General features: G+C 74.3%; 10 protein-coding genes. 6 read left to right on the top strand and 4 right to left on the bottom strand.

The annotated features are described in order from the left end of the window. Window positions 1-252: 252 nt before the first annotated feature. Complete coding sequence (locus tag AB0K65_RS04325; protein ID WP_365714170.1) at window positions 253-2,682, bottom strand: SpoIIE family protein phosphatase; 2,430 nt, start codon at window positions 2,680-2,682, stop codon at window positions 253-255. A 159-nt stretch (window positions 2,683-2,841) separates the two neighbouring features. Continuing rightward, window positions 2,842-3,930, bottom strand: a complete 1,089-nt coding sequence (gene corA / locus AB0K65_RS04320) for a magnesium/cobalt transporter CorA (protein ID WP_365714169.1) — start codon at window positions 3,928-3,930, stop codon at window positions 2,842-2,844. A 151-nt stretch (window positions 3,931-4,081) separates the two neighbouring features. On the opposite strand from corA, the gene AB0K65_RS04315 reads away from it, so the two are divergent. Further along, window positions 4,082-4,807, top strand: a complete 726-nt coding sequence (locus AB0K65_RS04315) for a transporter substrate-binding domain-containing protein (RefSeq protein WP_365714168.1) — start codon at window positions 4,082-4,084, stop codon at window positions 4,805-4,807. Window positions 4,808-5,552: 745 nt separating this feature from the next. Here AB0K65_RS04315 and AB0K65_RS04310 read toward each other — a convergent pair. Then, window positions 5,553-6,146 (bottom strand): histidine phosphatase family protein, encoded by a 594-nt coding sequence (locus AB0K65_RS04310; RefSeq protein WP_365714167.1) that lies wholly within the window; start codon window positions 6,144-6,146, stop codon window positions 5,553-5,555. A 127-nt stretch (window positions 6,147-6,273) separates the two neighbouring features. Between AB0K65_RS04310 and AB0K65_RS04305 the strand changes: the two genes are divergently transcribed. After that, window positions 6,274-6,876 carry a gamma carbonic anhydrase family protein gene (locus AB0K65_RS04305; RefSeq protein WP_365714166.1) on the top strand — a complete coding sequence of 201 codons (603 nt, stop codon included), beginning with the start codon at window positions 6,274-6,276 and terminating at the stop codon, window positions 6,874-6,876. A 149-nt stretch (window positions 6,877-7,025) separates the two neighbouring features. On the opposite strand, the gene AB0K65_RS04300 is transcribed toward AB0K65_RS04305, so the two are convergent. Continuing rightward, window positions 7,026-7,949, bottom strand: coding sequence for a PfkB family carbohydrate kinase (locus tag AB0K65_RS04300; RefSeq protein ID WP_365714165.1), 924 nt, complete (start codon window positions 7,947-7,949; stop codon window positions 7,026-7,028). A 192-nt stretch (window positions 7,950-8,141) separates the two neighbouring features. Between AB0K65_RS04300 and AB0K65_RS04295 the strand changes: the two genes are divergently transcribed. The 4 genes from AB0K65_RS04295 to AB0K65_RS04280 all read left to right on the top strand — a co-directional run bounded on the left by AB0K65_RS04295 (window position 8,142) and on the right by AB0K65_RS04280 (window position 14,194). Then, complete coding sequence (locus AB0K65_RS04295) at window positions 8,142-9,239, top strand: chemotaxis protein (RefSeq protein ID WP_365714164.1); 1,098 nt, start codon at window positions 8,142-8,144, stop codon at window positions 9,237-9,239. Between the two features lie 159 nt (window positions 9,240-9,398). Further along, window positions 9,399-11,570, top strand: a complete 2,172-nt coding sequence (locus tag AB0K65_RS04290) for a PI-PLC domain-containing protein (protein ID WP_365714163.1) — start codon at window positions 9,399-9,401, stop codon at window positions 11,568-11,570. Between the two features lie 188 nt (window positions 11,571-11,758). After that, window positions 11,759-12,715 (top strand): universal stress protein, encoded by a 957-nt coding sequence (locus AB0K65_RS04285; protein ID WP_365714162.1) that lies wholly within the window; start codon window positions 11,759-11,761, stop codon window positions 12,713-12,715. Window positions 12,716-13,021: 306 nt separating this feature from the next. Continuing rightward, a complete protein-coding gene (locus tag AB0K65_RS04280; RefSeq protein ID WP_365714161.1) occupies window positions 13,022-14,194 on the top strand; it encodes an aminotransferase class I/II-fold pyridoxal phosphate-dependent enzyme in 1,173 nt (390 codons plus the stop codon). Window positions 14,195-14,343: the final 149 nt, after the last annotated feature.

The following is a 14,343-nucleotide window of genomic DNA, read 5'->3' as shown; positions in this document are numbered from 1 at the left end:
CCCGGAGATGGGCATGCTGACGGCGGCCGTGGCAGCCATGGTCATCAACCCCCTCGTCACCTTGTCACCCTCGTGATCACACGCGATCGCACGCGAGTACGCGCGCACGGGACGCTAACAAGCCGTCGGCGACCGGCGCAAAGGGGTTTCCGGACCTCGTGCCGGAAGACATCGCCCCCGCAGGACCGCCGCGCGGGACCCGACTCCGGCCACCTCCCCGGGCCCGCGTCGCCACGCCGGAGTGCCCGGCGGTCAGAGGGTCGTGTCCTCGGCGATCTCCGCCCAGACCGTCTTGTCCCTCGCCGAGAACCGGACGCCCCAGCACTGGGTGAGGCTCGCGGAGATGTGCAGGCCGCGTCCGCCCTCGTCGTTCGCCTTGGCGTGCCGCAGATGGGGCGCGGTGAGCGCGCCGTCGGTCACTTCGCAGGTGAGCGTGTGCTCGCCTTTGATCAGGCGCAAGGTGATGGGCTCGGAGCCGTAGCGGAAGGCGTTGGTCAGCAGTTCGCTGACCACGAGTTCCACGGCGAACGGGTCGACCCGTGTCCCCCATTCCCTCAGGCGTCGTCGGACGTCGCGGCGGGTGTGGCCGATGGCGGAGGCGTCGGCCGGCACGTCCCAGCGCGCCAGTTCGGACTCCGGGAGGTGCCGCGTCCGGGCGACGAGGAGGACCGCGTCGGCGGCGATGAGCCTCTCGACGTCGTCGGCCATGCGCTCGGGGCTTCGGTCCGGGTGGCGGAGCGCCTGGACGAGCAGCTCCGCCGGCCGGCCTGCTTCGGGCGCGGCGTCCTCGGAGGCCAGACAGAGCGTGCTGCCCTCCGGGAGGCTGAACTCGGCGCTGGCGAAGGGCGGCCCGTCGCCACCGAGGAGCGGGCCGCTCGGCAGCGGCGCGGCATCGATCGAACCGTCCGGACGGACGACGGCGAAGAGCGACGATCCCGCCCGTGCGACGTCGAGCCGCCCGCTGACCGGGTCGTGGACCACGAAGGTGCAGCTGGCGGTGGGCTCTTCGACGCCGGGCACCTTGACCTGTTCGCGGGCGAGCCGGAGCGTCGTGGCGTGCAGCCGCGCGAGGAGTTCATGGGGGTCGAGGTCGAGCGTGCTGAGCGTGTGTACGGCGGTCCTGAGCTGGCTCATCGTCGCCACGGCACTGATGCCCGGTTGTTCGACCTTGCCCACCACGAGGGCCGCGCGGGCGCCCGGCAGCGGGATCACGTCGAACCACGAACCGGCGCCGGTGCCGCCGGGGCGATGCCGCTGGGCGACCTCGAAGGCGCGCTCGGTCGCGGTCTCCTGCCTCAGCGGCCATCCCTGGAGGGCGGTCATGACGATGTGCTCGCGGGTGAAGCGGAGCGCGTTGTCCAGACAGGTCGCCGTGTGGGCGGCGACCTGTTCGGCGAGCGCCAGGTCGCCCCGGTCGAACGCCTCGGACGCGGCGGGCCGGTGGAAGGCGGCGACGCCGAAGAGCTGGCCGCGGACGATGAGCGGAGCCACCAGCGTCCGGTGATCGGGGTGATCGGCGGGAGAGGGCTGCGGGCCGGGGGAAGCCTGCGGTCCGAGGGCCGGTGAAGCGGGGTCCCCGGAGCCGGGGCGCCCGCTCTCCACCGGGCCCGTCTCCCCCGGCACGGTCTCTCCCGGGCCGTTCCCCGTCCCCCCGGCGCCCTTCCCCCCGGCTTCCGGCTCGGGGCTCCCGGAGCCGCCGTCGGAGTGGCCGTCGACGTCGGGGTGACCGTCGAGCAGGAGCACCGGCTCCCGGGGCAGGGGGTCGCCGAAGAGGCCCGGCAGCAGGACCGCCCCGACCGTCGGTGTGCGTCCCGCGGCGCAGTCCCCCGCCGTCGCCGCGCAGCGCAGCAGCGGCACGCCCTCCCTCGGCAGAAGCTCCGGTTCCTGCCCGCGCAGTACGGAGTCCGTGAGGGCGACGATCGCCGAGTCGGCGAACGCCGGCACCGTCACGTCGACCAGCTCCTCCGCCGTACGCAGGACGTCCAGGCTGCGTCCGATCCGCTCGTGGGCGGCGTGCAGGAGACTCAGCCGGCCCTGGGCCCGCTCGCGGGCGGTGACGTCCACGGCGGTCGCCACCACTCCGAGCGGCCGGCCCGACCGGTCCTGGATCCGGTAGGCCGAGGTCGAGAAGACGTGCCGGCGGTGCGGGTCGACGGGGGGACGGCCCCGGACGAGCACCTCCCGCCGCGCCCGGCCGGTGGCCAGCACGTCGCGCAGGATGTCCTCGGGGATGTCGGGGGCGTAAGGCCCGTACGCCTCGCTGATGGGACGGCCCAGGATCTGGTCCTCCGGCACTCCGCGCATGCCGACGGCCACGGCGTTCAGACGCAGCAGGCGCAGCTCCGGGTCGAGGACGTGCAGGCCGATCGCCGACTGGGTGAAGACCGCGTCCAGCACGGCTTCGTCGAGGCCGTCGACCTGGGCGGCCCGGCCGGTGGCGTCTCGCGGGGCGGGCCCGCTGTCGCCGGCGTCCCACACGCCCCATTCCCGCGCCCCCGGGGCCCCCGGGACCGAGCGGACGTGCCAGTTCCCCGGCGCCGGCGTGCCGGCCAGCACCTCCAGGGCGGGCATGCCCACGGCCTGCGCCGCCGTGTACCCGAACACGCGTCGGGCGTCGGCGCTCCAGTGCAGCACCAGGCCGTGGTCGTCCATGACGAACAGCGGCGCCGGGGGTGGCGGCATGGACACCTCGTCTCGTCGCACCACAGGCAGGCGCCCGCGACCGGATCGAGAGCCGCCTGTGGCCACGGTGGGCGTACAGTCCTTCCGACCCTCCCACCCGGCCGGGCGGGCCGCCATTCCTCCGCGTCCGACCGCGCCCGCGTCGGCGCCGGCCCGGGCTCAGAGCCAGCCGTTGCGCCGGAAGCTGCGATGGAGGAGGAAGCACGCCACCGCCATCGCGCCCACGACGAGCGGGTAGCCGTAGGTCCACCTCAGTTCGGGCATGTGCTCGAAGTTCATGCCGTACACACCGCACACCATCGTGGGAACGGCGATGATGGCCGCCCATGCCGTGATCTTGCGCATGTCCTCGTTCTGCGCGACGGTCACCTGGGCGAGGTGGGCCTGGAGGATGGAGTCCAGGAGCGCGTCGAACGACGTGATCTGCTCGGTGATCCGGGACAGGTGGTCGGCGACGTCGCGGAAGTACGGCTGGATGTCCGGGCCCACGAGCGGCAGGGGCCGCGCGGCCAGGGTCTGGAGCGGGCGGTCCAGAGGGGTCACGGCCCGCTTGAGTTCCAGGAGTTCGCGCTTCAGCTGGTAGACGCGGCCGGCGTCCCCGCGGGAGGCCTGTTCGCTGAAGACGGCGGTCTCGACGGCGTCGATGTCGTTCTGTACGGCGTCGGCCACGGCCAGGTAGTCGTCCACCACGTGGTCGGCTATGGCGTACAGGACCGCCGCGGGCCCCTTGGCGAGCTGATCCGGGTCGGCTTCCAGGGCCTCCCTGAGGGGACCGAGCGAACCGTGCCGCCCGTGCCGGACGGTGATGACGAAGTCGGCGCCGGTGAAGACCATCAGCTCTCCGGTGTCCACGACCTCGCTGGTGGCGGTGAGCTCGTCGTGCTCGACGTACCGCACCGTCTTGAACACGGCGAAGAGCGTGTCGTCGTAGCGTTCGAGCTTGGGCCGCTGATGGGCGTGGACGGCGTCCTCGACGGCGAGCGGATGCAGGCCGAACAGCTCCGCGAGTCCGGCGAACTCCTCCACGGACGGCTCGTGGAGGCCGATCCAGACGAACCCGTCGCCCGATCCGCGTACGCGTCGCACCGCCTCGTCGGCGGGACAGGCCCCCTTCTGCCGTGCGCCGTCCTCGTACACCACACAGTTGACCACCGCGCTGCCCAGCGGCGAGCGCGCGGGGTGGCTCAGGTCGACGGTCCTCCGGTAGGCGCGACGGACGGTGCGCCGGAGGTTGTGGATGAGCGACACGGTGGACTCCTCGGAACGATCGGCGGCCAGTGTGCCATCGAACGGCGGTCCGGCACGTTCCCGCCTACCCCGGTCCGGCGTGAACGGCAGGGCACGTGACGGACCGCGACCCCGGGCAGGGCCTGCGGGACGACCTTCTAGACTCCCGCCCATGGACAACGTGCCCGCCGCCGTCATCGATGATCTGGCTCCCGCCGGAGTCCTGCGTGCCTCGATCAACCTCGGCAATCCGGTCCTCGCGCAGGGCACCCCCGAGGCGCCGAGCGGTGTCACCGTCGACCTCGCCCGGGAGATCGCCGCCCGGCTGGACGTGCCGGTCGAGCTGCTCTGCTTCGACGCGGCGCGCAGGTCGTACGAGGCGATGGCGTCGGGCCGCGCCGACCTCTGCTTCCTCGCCGTCGAACCGGCGCGGGAGGCCGCGGTCGCGTTCACCTCGCCCTACGTCGTGATCGAGGGCGTGTTCGCCGTCCCCCTCGACTCCCCTCTGGTGACGGTCGAGGAGGTCGACCGGCCCGGTGTGCGCATCGGTGTGAAGCACGGCTCGGCCTACGACCTCTTCCTCGGCCGTACGCTGCGGCACGCGAGCGTCGTCCGCGGGACGGACGGGGTGGACGCCTTCCGCGCGGAGAACCTGGAGGTGGCGGCCGGCATCCGGCAGCCGATGACGGAGTTCGTCGCGGCGAACCCCGACGTCCGGCTGATCGACGGCCGTTTCATGCGCATCCGGCAGGCGGTGGGCACACCGGTGACCCGGCGGCCCGAGAGCGTGCGGTTCCTGCGGGAGCTCGTGGAGGAGCTGAAGCGCGACGGGTTCGTGGCCGACTCCCTGCGGCGCGCGCACCAGTCCGACACTCTCGTCGCGCCTCCGCTCGACTGACGGGCCTCCGGGAGCCCCGGAGGCGAGCGGCCGTGCGACGCGATGCGATGCGGCCGACGAGGCGCCCGGAGCGGCCGTGGCGGGACGGAACGGGCCGACTCGCCGTGGGACGGAACCGGCTCGTGGCGGGACGGAACGGGCCGGCCGATCAGGCGCGTGGACAAGGGCGGTGACGGCCTCCCGGCCGCCGCTCGGCCCTGACATGTGTCATGCCCTTCTGCTGCACGAGATCGTGCCGACGGAGGAGGCCGGCCGCGTGACCGGAGCCGAGGATGGTGATCAGCGCACACCTCGTGCGCCGCACCGACCGAACGGGGGGCGTTCATGACCTTGGCCCACACCGACACCCGCCGCTTACAGCGCCGTTCCCGCGCCCGCGCGACCGCCGTGGCCCCCCTCGCCGCGCCGGCCATCTCCCTGGGCGTGCTGCCCGCGCAGGCGTCGGGCGACGCGCGCGCCGGCGCCGCTCGCGCGTCGGACGTCACGTCCCCGGGCGCCGCGGCCACCGTTCCGCGCCCCGCAATGGACCGCGAGGCGCTGCGCGCGGCGCTGGACGCCTTCCACAAGGCCGGGGATGCACGGCGCCTACACGGCCGGCCGCGACGGCTCGGCCCGGTGGAACGGCGCGAGGGGCTGACGGGCTCGCGCCGACCGTCGCGGACCCGGGCCGGGCGGGCCGACGGCGGGCGTGCGGACCGTCGGCCCGCCGGGTCCGGAGCGCCCGGCCTCTACGGCTTCGACCGCCCTACGGGCGGGTGTTCCAGCCCGCGACGACCGGCAGCGAGTGTTCCCGGGACAGCCGGCTCACCGTCCCGGTCTCCAGGAGGAAGAGCCGTCCCTCGGCGGGCGGCAGGCACAGGTACCGGGCGGTGAGCACACGCAGGACGTGGGCGTGGGCGACCAGGACGACGTCCTGTCCCGAGGCGTCGACCGCCTCGGCCACCCGCTCCAGTACCCGGTCCGCGCGTGCCCCCACCTGCTCGGCGTTCTCACCCGGACGGCCGGGAGGGCCGTCGGGCACGCCGTCGGTCCAGAGCGACCAGCCGGGGCGCGTGCGCAGGATGTCGGGCGTGGTCAGCCCTTCGTAGGCACCGTAGTCCCACTCGGACAGATCGGGATCGGCGACGGCCGGGGTGAGTCCGGCGAGTTCGGCGGTGTGCACCGCCCGGCGCAGGGTGCTGGTCAGGACGCGGGCGAAGGAGCGGCCGGCGAAGAACGGGGCGAGCGTGGCGGCCTGGTGTTCGCCCCGGGGGGTGAGGGGGATGTCCGTGCGCCCGGTGTGGCGGCCTGATCCGCTCCACGCGGTCTCACCGTGGCGCACCAGCAGAAGATCGCCCATGACGGCATGGCCTCCTCGGATCCCTCGACACGGCCGGTGCGCCCATCCTGCGGTCGCGGGTGCCGGGGCGTGACGCCGACACGCCTCGGCCGGGACAGCGGCCCTGGGGATCGTGCATCATCCATGCATGTTGCTGAGCCATGACGGCGCCGAGCCGACCGTGCACCCGTCCGCCTACGTCGCACCGACCGCCACGCTCTGCGGGGACGTCCGCGTGGGGCCCGGCTGCCGGGTGCTGTTCGGCGCGGTGCTCACCGCCGAGGGCGGGCCCGTGGAGCTCGACGAGGGCTGCATCGTGATGGAGAACGCCGTCCTGCGGGGAACGCCCCGGGACCCCGTGCGCCTGGGCCGGCACGTCCTGGTGGGGCCGGGTGCCTGTCTGACCGGGTGTGCGGTCGAGGACGACGTGTTCCTGGCGTCGGGGACACGGGTGTTCAACGGGGCCCGGATCGGGGCGGGCGCCGAGGTGCGGGTCAACGGCGTGGTCCACCTGCGGACCGTGCTCGCCGCCGGGGCGACCGTGCCGATCGGCTGGGTGGCGGTCGGCGACCCGGCACGCGTCCTGCCACCGGAGCGGCACGAGGAGATCTGGGCGGTCCAACGGGAGCTCGACTTCCCCGGGTACGTCTTCGGCCTGGAGCGTCCCGCCGACGGCTCCGGTCTCATGCCGGCCGTCTCCGCACGCTACGGCCGCGCGCTGGGCCGCCACCGCGACGACCGCGTGCTCTGACCGCCGCACTCCTGCCCGGCGGTCCCGGGCCGGGCCCCCGCCGAGCCGCGCGGCCTTCGGGCGTACGAGTGACGGCGGCGGCCGGGGACGGGCCGGCCGCCGGGAGCCGGCCGGCCCGGGGCGGACGTGCCGGGGCCGCCGGGCCGAGGCTAGGAACCCTCGCGTGCCGACCTCTCCGCCGCCAGCAGCGCCGCCTCGTCGATGAGGGCCGTGGACCCCGGGCCGGTGCACGCGTGCGCGCCCGCCACGGCGCCCAGCCGTGCGCAGTCGAGGACGTCGCGCCCGGCGAGCCGGCCGTACAGGAACCCGGAGACGAACGCGTCGCCCGCGCCGTTCGAGTCCACCACGGGGGCGGACGGGGCGACCGCCGGGACGTGGCGGGGGGTGGAACCGCCGTCCCGGGTGAGGACGTAGGAGCCGTCCGCGCCCGCCGTGGCGATCACCGTCCCGGCGCGGCCTTCGCGCAGGATCTCCCGCATCAGCGCGTCGACGCCGTCCCCCGTGCCCGCCGCGCTGAGGAAGACGAGGTCGGAGCGCAGGGCGAACTCCCGGTGGTGCTCGGCCAGTCCGTCCCAGTCGTGGAGGTCGGTGGAGACGGGGACGCCGAGGTCCCGGATGTCGTCGTAGAGGAACCGCGTGAAGTTCATGATGGAGAGATGGACATGGCGCGTGCGGCGCAGCCGGGGCAGGTAGAAGTCTCTCGGCATCCGCAGGTCGTCCGGGTCGCGGGCGTCGTAGAACGACATGCGGCGGCCGGTGGCGTCCACCAGGTTGACCGCGCGACGGGTGCCGGCGGGCGAGATCAGCGGAGCGAACTCCACACCGCCCTCGGCCAGTCGTTCCCGCACCAGGGTGCCGATCCAGTCGTCGCCCACGCAGTCGAGCATCGCCACGCGCAGCCCGAGCGCCCGGGCCCCGAGGGCCACGTTCCCGCCGGTGTGCCCGGCCCACTCCTCGATCGGTCCGACGTGGACCGAGTCGGCGAGCGGGACCGGAAGGGAGCCGACCCGGACGATGGTGTCCACGCCGCCGCCACCGACCACGAGGACGTCGTACGCCGCGTTCTGACTCATGTCATTCGTCTGCCTCTCTGCTCCCGCCGCCGCCCAGTATGGCGGCCCGCCTTCCCGCGCGGCGGCGCTTCGTCATCTGGCGCGGAAGTTCTGCCACCCCCCGCAATCGGACATAGGGTTCTTTTCGTTGATGTGCCGCCGCCCCGTCGGGCACGCCGAGGCGGCCGGCCACCTCCCGTCGGAAGGGACCCGATGCACCCCCACCTCAGCACCGCCGTCCTGGCCCGGCTGCGCGAGCCTCGGCCGTACCCGGCGCTGTCGATCCTCATGCCCACGCACCGTCGCGAACCGGACGACGCGCAGGACCGGGTCCGTCTGCGCAACCTCGTCGCCGAGGCCGAGCAGCGTCTCGAGGCGGATCCGGCCGTCGCCCGCGAGTGCCGCCTGGACGTGGTCGGGCAGCTGCGGGCCGCCGTGTCCGCGGTCGATCCGGCGCACGCCGAGGAGGGACTGGTCCTCTTCGCCGCGCCCGGCGAGCACCACGTGTGGACGGTGTCACGTGCCGTGCCGGAGCGGGTCGTCCTCTCGGACACGTTCCTGACCCGCAACCTCGTCGCCGCGCGCACACTCGCCCGGCCCTACTGGGTCCTGGTGGTGGCGGCCGACCGGGTGTCCCTGTGGAGCGGGGCCGGCGAGCGGCTGACGGAGCGGTCCGACGGCACCTTCCCCGTGACGCGGAGCCTCGAGAAGCGGGACGTGGAGCGGGAGGAGCGCGTCGGCGACGTGCCGGGCACCTACGGGGACGAGCGGACACGGCAGTTCCTGCGCGACGCGGACGTGGCGGCGGTGCTGGCCCTGGACGCCGACCCCCGGCCGCTCTACATCGTCGGTGACGCCCCCGCGCTCTCGCTCCTGGCCGAGGTCGGGACCGTCGCCAAGCACGCGCTGACCACGGTCACGCACGGCGGCCTCGCCGCCGGACCGGCCTCGGCCGTGCGCGACGCGGTCGCGCCGGCGGTCGGGGAACAGTCGCGGCACGAGGTGGCGTCGCTGCTCGGTCAGCTGGACCGGGCTCGCAGCCAGAAGACCTTCGCGGGAGGCCTGGACGAGGTCTGGCGCGGTGTGTCCGATGGCCGGGTGGGGCTGCTGGCGGTGGAGGACACGTTCCGGGTGATCGTGCGCGACCACGGCGACCACCTGGAGCCCGTCGCGGCGGACGAGGCGGACGCGCGGCAGGACGTCGTGGACGAGATCGTCGAGCGGGCCCTGAGTTCCGGCGCCCGGGTGCGCTTCGTTCCCGACGGCACGCTCGCCGCGGCGGGACGCATCGCGAGCGTCCTGCGCCACTGACAGCGGTACCGGCGCGCCGACGGCAGGGCTCCGACGGGCCGTCACCGAGGGGCTCCGCCCCCGCCGCCGGCGCTCCGCGGGGCCGCCGGCGAGCGGCTCCGACGCGTCCGGATCCCTCCCCGGGTCGCGCCTGCGGCCCGGATGGCTCAGGATGAGGGGATGCGTGCGCCTCCGTGGATGCCGGTCCTTCGCGGCGTGGCCTACGTGTGCGCGGTGCTGTGCGTGCTGATCGTCGCCGCCACGGCCACGGCGCGCAGCACCGTACTGAACGCGGGTTTCCACCGCGACGTCCTCGCCCGGGAGCGGACGTACGAGCGGCTCTACGACGAGGTGCTCGTCGATCCCGAACTGACCCCCGTCACCCGTGAGCTGCTGGGGCGGCTTCCGGTGAACGAGGCCGTGCTGACGTCCAATCTGAAGACGGTGCTGCCGCCGGAGACCCTTCGCGCCCTGACCGACGAGCAGATCGCGCATCTGATCGCGTACCTGCGGGGCGACCGGGACGCGCTGACGCTCTCCGCCGATCTCCAGCCCGTCGTGGACAACCTCGGCCACCTCACCCAGGCCTACTTCGGCGACCTGGTCGCCTCCCTCCAGGAGCGACCCGCCCCCGACTTCCCCGCCTTCCTCCGCGAACTCGACGCCTCGCTCGTCGAGGTGGCGGCCGGACGGCCGCCGGCCGGGCTGCCCAAGCTGTCCCTGACCGCCTCTCAGGCGGCCACCGCCTCCGACGCCCTCCTCCGGCTCGTGCCCGAGGGCCGGCGCGAGGACCTGCGTCCCGAGGTGGATCTCGCGCTCCGGGAGGGCGACGTGGCGACGGCCCTGGCGTCCGTGGGGCCCGCCGTCTTCTCCGACCGGACGCGCGAGGCCGTCGAGCGCGTGCGTACGGCCGCCGACGACGGCAGCTGGAACATCACGGCCGACCTCGAACGCGGCGACGGGTCCCTCGACACCGTCCACCGGATCCGCGGAGCCACCCACCTCACCCTCGGCGTCGTGGAGCCGCTGGCCGCGCTCCTGGGCGCGGCGGCGCTCGCCGCCCTGTGGTTCACCGGCCCCGAGTCACTCCCCCGGCGGCTGCGCCACCTGGGGTGGGCCCTGGCGGCGGGCGGCATCCTCACGGCCCTCGCCGTGGCCGTGCTGCGTCTGGCCGCGGGCGGCCGGGTGGTCACTCCCCCGGCGTCCTGGCCGGATTCGCTGACCCGGCTCGTGGACGACATCCAGCGCACCGCGCTCGACCGTGCCCTCTCCGGAGCGCTGACGGCCGCTCTCGTCGCGCTGGCGGCCGGGGCGACGGCCCTCGCCCTGGGTCTCGCCGTCCAGCGGCGCCCCGTCCTGGAGGTGGCGCGCCGCGCGTCCGTCTGGTCGGCGGCCGGCGTGACGGCCGTGGCGCTCAGCGGTGTGGCCCTCGTCCCCCTCGCCTTCGCCGGCGCCGGCTCCCGGGTATGTCAGGGGGACGCGCGGCTGTGCGACCTGCGGTACGACGAGGTCGCCCAGCTCACCTCGCACAACGGCATGTCGACGACCGCGGACCGGTTCATCGGGCCGCTCCAGGACCCCGACATCACCGGCCAGCTCAACGCCGGGGTACGCGCGCTCCAGCTGGACACGTACCGGTGGGAGCGGCCCGAGGAGGTGACGGCCCGGCTGGCGGAGTCGGACTTCCCGCCGGAGACCCGGCGGCGGATCGTCGACGCCGTCACCCGCTTCAATCCGCCGAGGCCGGGTCTGTGGCTGTGTCACTCCGTGTGCCGCGCGGGGGCGGTGGAGCTGGTCCCGGCACTGCGGCGGATCGGCGACTGGCTGCGCGACCATCCCACCGAGGTCGTCACCCTCATCGTCCAGGACTCCGTCAGCGCCGCCGACACCGAGGCGGCCTTCCGCGCAGCGGGCCTCGTGGACCTGCTCCACACGCCCGACCGGGATCCGGACCGCCGCTGGCCCACGCTCGGCGAGATGGTCGACTCCGGGCGCCGGCTCGTGGTGTTCGCCGAGCGGGCCGACGGACCGGCCCCCTGGTACCGCAATTTCTACGACTACGCCATGGAGACGCCGTACGCCTTCCGCGACCCCGGGGAGATGTCCTGCGTGCCGCACCGGGGCGGAACGGACAAGCGGTTGTTCCTGCTCAACCACTTCGTCACGATCGACGGCGGCAGCCGCCTGGACGCGGCGAAGGTGAACGCTCGGGACAGCGTCCTGGACCGGGCTCACGCCTGCGAACGCGCGCGCGGCAGACCCGTCACCTTCGTGGCCGTCGACTACGTGACGATCGGCGAGGCGCGCTCCGCCGTGGACGCGCTCAACGCCGAACGGGCGGACGGTTCCTGAGGCCGGGCGCCTCCGGGGCGTCGATGTGCCAGGTGCCTCCGGGGCGTGACGGGCCGGGGCGCTTCGACGTAACGGGCGCTCCCGGGGCGTGACGGGCGCGCTCTGCGGGGCATCACCGGGTGGGGCTCCTTCGACGCGTCGGCGTGGCGGTCCGGGGCGCCTCCCGGCGTGCGGGAAATGATCCCGGTATGAGCGAGACGTCTGTCATCGTCGGCTTCGACGGGTCCGAGAACAGTCTGCGGGCCCTCGAATGGGCCCTGAGCGCGGCCCGCGGGTCGGGCGCGCCCCTCGTGGTCGCCCATGTGCGCTCCGAGGCACTCCAGCTCGGCGCCGCCCGCATCTCCTCCTTGGGGGAGGCGCCGGAGATCCGCGATCCCGTCACCGACGGCGTCCGCGCGTGGATCGAGGAGCGGGGCGGCGTGCCGACGGACGACGGGGGCGGGGAGGGCGACGGCGGGGGTGTGGCCGTGCGGTACGTCACCCTGGACGGCTCGGTGACCGACGCGCTGCTGGCCGAGGCGCGACGCGCAGGGCTGCTGGTGGTCGGCTCGCGCGGCCGCGGTGGTTTCGCGACGCTGCTGCTGGGCTCGACCAGCCGGGCTCTGGCGTCGGCCGCGGCGTGCCCGGTCGTCGTCGTGCCGCACGAGGCGCGGGCCATGTCGCTGGAGAGCGGCGCGGAGGCGGGACGGATCCTGGCCGGCGTCCACCCGGACGAGACGTCTGACGAGGTGCTCGCCTTCGCCTTCGAGGCCGCGCGGCAGCGCGGTGTGGGCCTCGAAGCGGTGACCGCCTACCGTCTGCCGCCGTCGCCGGTGATGCTGATCGGTCCGCCCGCTCCGGCCCTGCAGGTGCCGCCGCCTCTTCCGTCGGAAGACGCTCCGGATCTGGTGCGGGAGACGGCCGAGCGGCAGCGGGAGCGGTTGCGGCCGTTCACCGAGCGGTATCCGGAGGTGGAGGTCGTCCCCGTGGTCGTGCCGTCGGACGCGGCGGGGCGGCTGGTGGAGGGGTCACGGAGCGCGGGTCTCGTCGTGGTGGGGCGCCATCGGGGGCACCGGGTGGAGTCGCTGCTCATGGGATCGGTCGCGCATGCCGTGGTGCACCACGCGCACTGCCCGGTGGCGGTGATCCCGCCGCCGGCGCGCTGAGAGCGCACGGGGTGGCGATGCCGGCCGAGCGGAGGCGCCGGGGAGCCGGGGAGCGGAAGGGCCGGGGGCGGCCGGGGAGCCGGGGAGCGGAACGGCAACGACGGCAGAGCGGCCGGGGAGCGGAACGGCCGTGAGGTGCAGGTCAGAAGGTGCCCGGAATCCGTGATGCCGTGCACCTTAGCGGGGCGCGGGCGGGAATCGGAGCGCATTGGCGAGAAGTCGTCAGCGGGAGTACGGAGTCGGCGCCCCGCCACGGGGAAGTCGATACGTTCGTCCCCGGCGTTCCCGATCTTGAGGAGTGTGGACGTGCCGCCCGAGCCCGCCCGTCGTCCGGCTTCCACGGACGACTACCTGTTCTCGTTCGTCGACCGGGAGAGGGAGATGGCCGAGCGGACCGGGCGCCCGCCGGTCCCGCTCGGTGTCGGCGACTGCGATCTGCCGACTCCTCCGCACATCGCCGAGGCGTTGCGGGAGGCGGCGCGGGACCCGTCCGCGCACCGCCACGCGCCCTGTCGCGGCGCGCGCCGCCTGCGGGAGGCGGCGAGCGGCTTCCTGGCCCGGCGCTTCGGCGTCGCGGCCGATCCCGAGACCGAGGTGCTGGCGACCCTGAGCAGCAAGGAGGCCATGGCCCATCTGGCGCTCGCCTATCTGGACTGGGACGACGTGGTGCTCGTACCGGACCCGGCCTATCCCGTCTACGCGACGTGGGCGAGGTTCTGCGGCGCGGAGGTGGTGCGCGTACCCCTGCGGGAGCGGAACGGCTTCCTGCCGGACCTGGACGCCATCCCGGCCGACACAGCCCGCCGGGCCAAGCTGTTCTGGATCTGCTATCCCAACAACCCCACGGGGGCCGTGGCCCCCCGCGCCTTCTACGACGAGCTGGCCCGGTTCGCGCTGCGCCACGACATCCTGGTGGCATCCGACGCGGTCTACAGCGAGATCTACTACGACGGCGCGCCCCCGCCGTCGTTCCTCGGATCCCCGGGCGCGATGGAGTGCGGGATCGAGTTCCACTCCCTGTCGCAGGCGTACCGCATGCCGGGCCGGCGGGTCGGCTTCGCGGCAGGCAATCCGCACGCCGTGGGGGCGCTGCGCGCCGTCAGGACCCATACGGACGCGGGGGCGTCCGGCGCCGTCCAGCACGCGGCGGTGACCGCGCTCACCGACACCACGGAGTATCCGGACCGGCTGCGGGACGTCTACCGCGCGCGCATGAACCTCCTCTGCGACGGCCTGGAGGCGGCCGGTCTCGAGGTGCTGCGGCCCAGCGCGGCGGTGTACGCCCTGGTCCGTACGCCCGAGGGCGTCTCGAGCGAGCGGTTCTCCGAGGAGCTGCTGCACCGGGCGGGCGTCTCCTCCATCCCGGGGACGGCGTTCGGGCCGTGCGGGGAGGGGTTCGTGCGGCTGACGACGTGCGCGAGCACCGAGCAGCTGACGGAGGCGGTGCGGAGGATCGCCGCCGCCCGCCTCGTCGGCTGACCCGCCGCCCTCGGAGCCGGATGAAGCCTTCAGGGAAACAGCTCATCGAAGCGCTTCGACTCACGGTCGAGAAGCTATGGACACGCTCTACCGGCCGGGTTACCGTTTCTGAGAACCGTCGGCGCGGTGATCATCGCCGCCGTGGTCGA

The organism is Streptomyces sp. NPDC053755, from assembly GCF_040677675.1.
GTDB lineage: Bacteria > Actinomycetota > Actinomycetes > Streptomycetales > Streptomycetaceae > Streptomyces.
The sequence above is the reverse complement of the archived record's forward strand: the minus strand, read 5'-3'. Positions and strand labels throughout refer to the sequence as shown.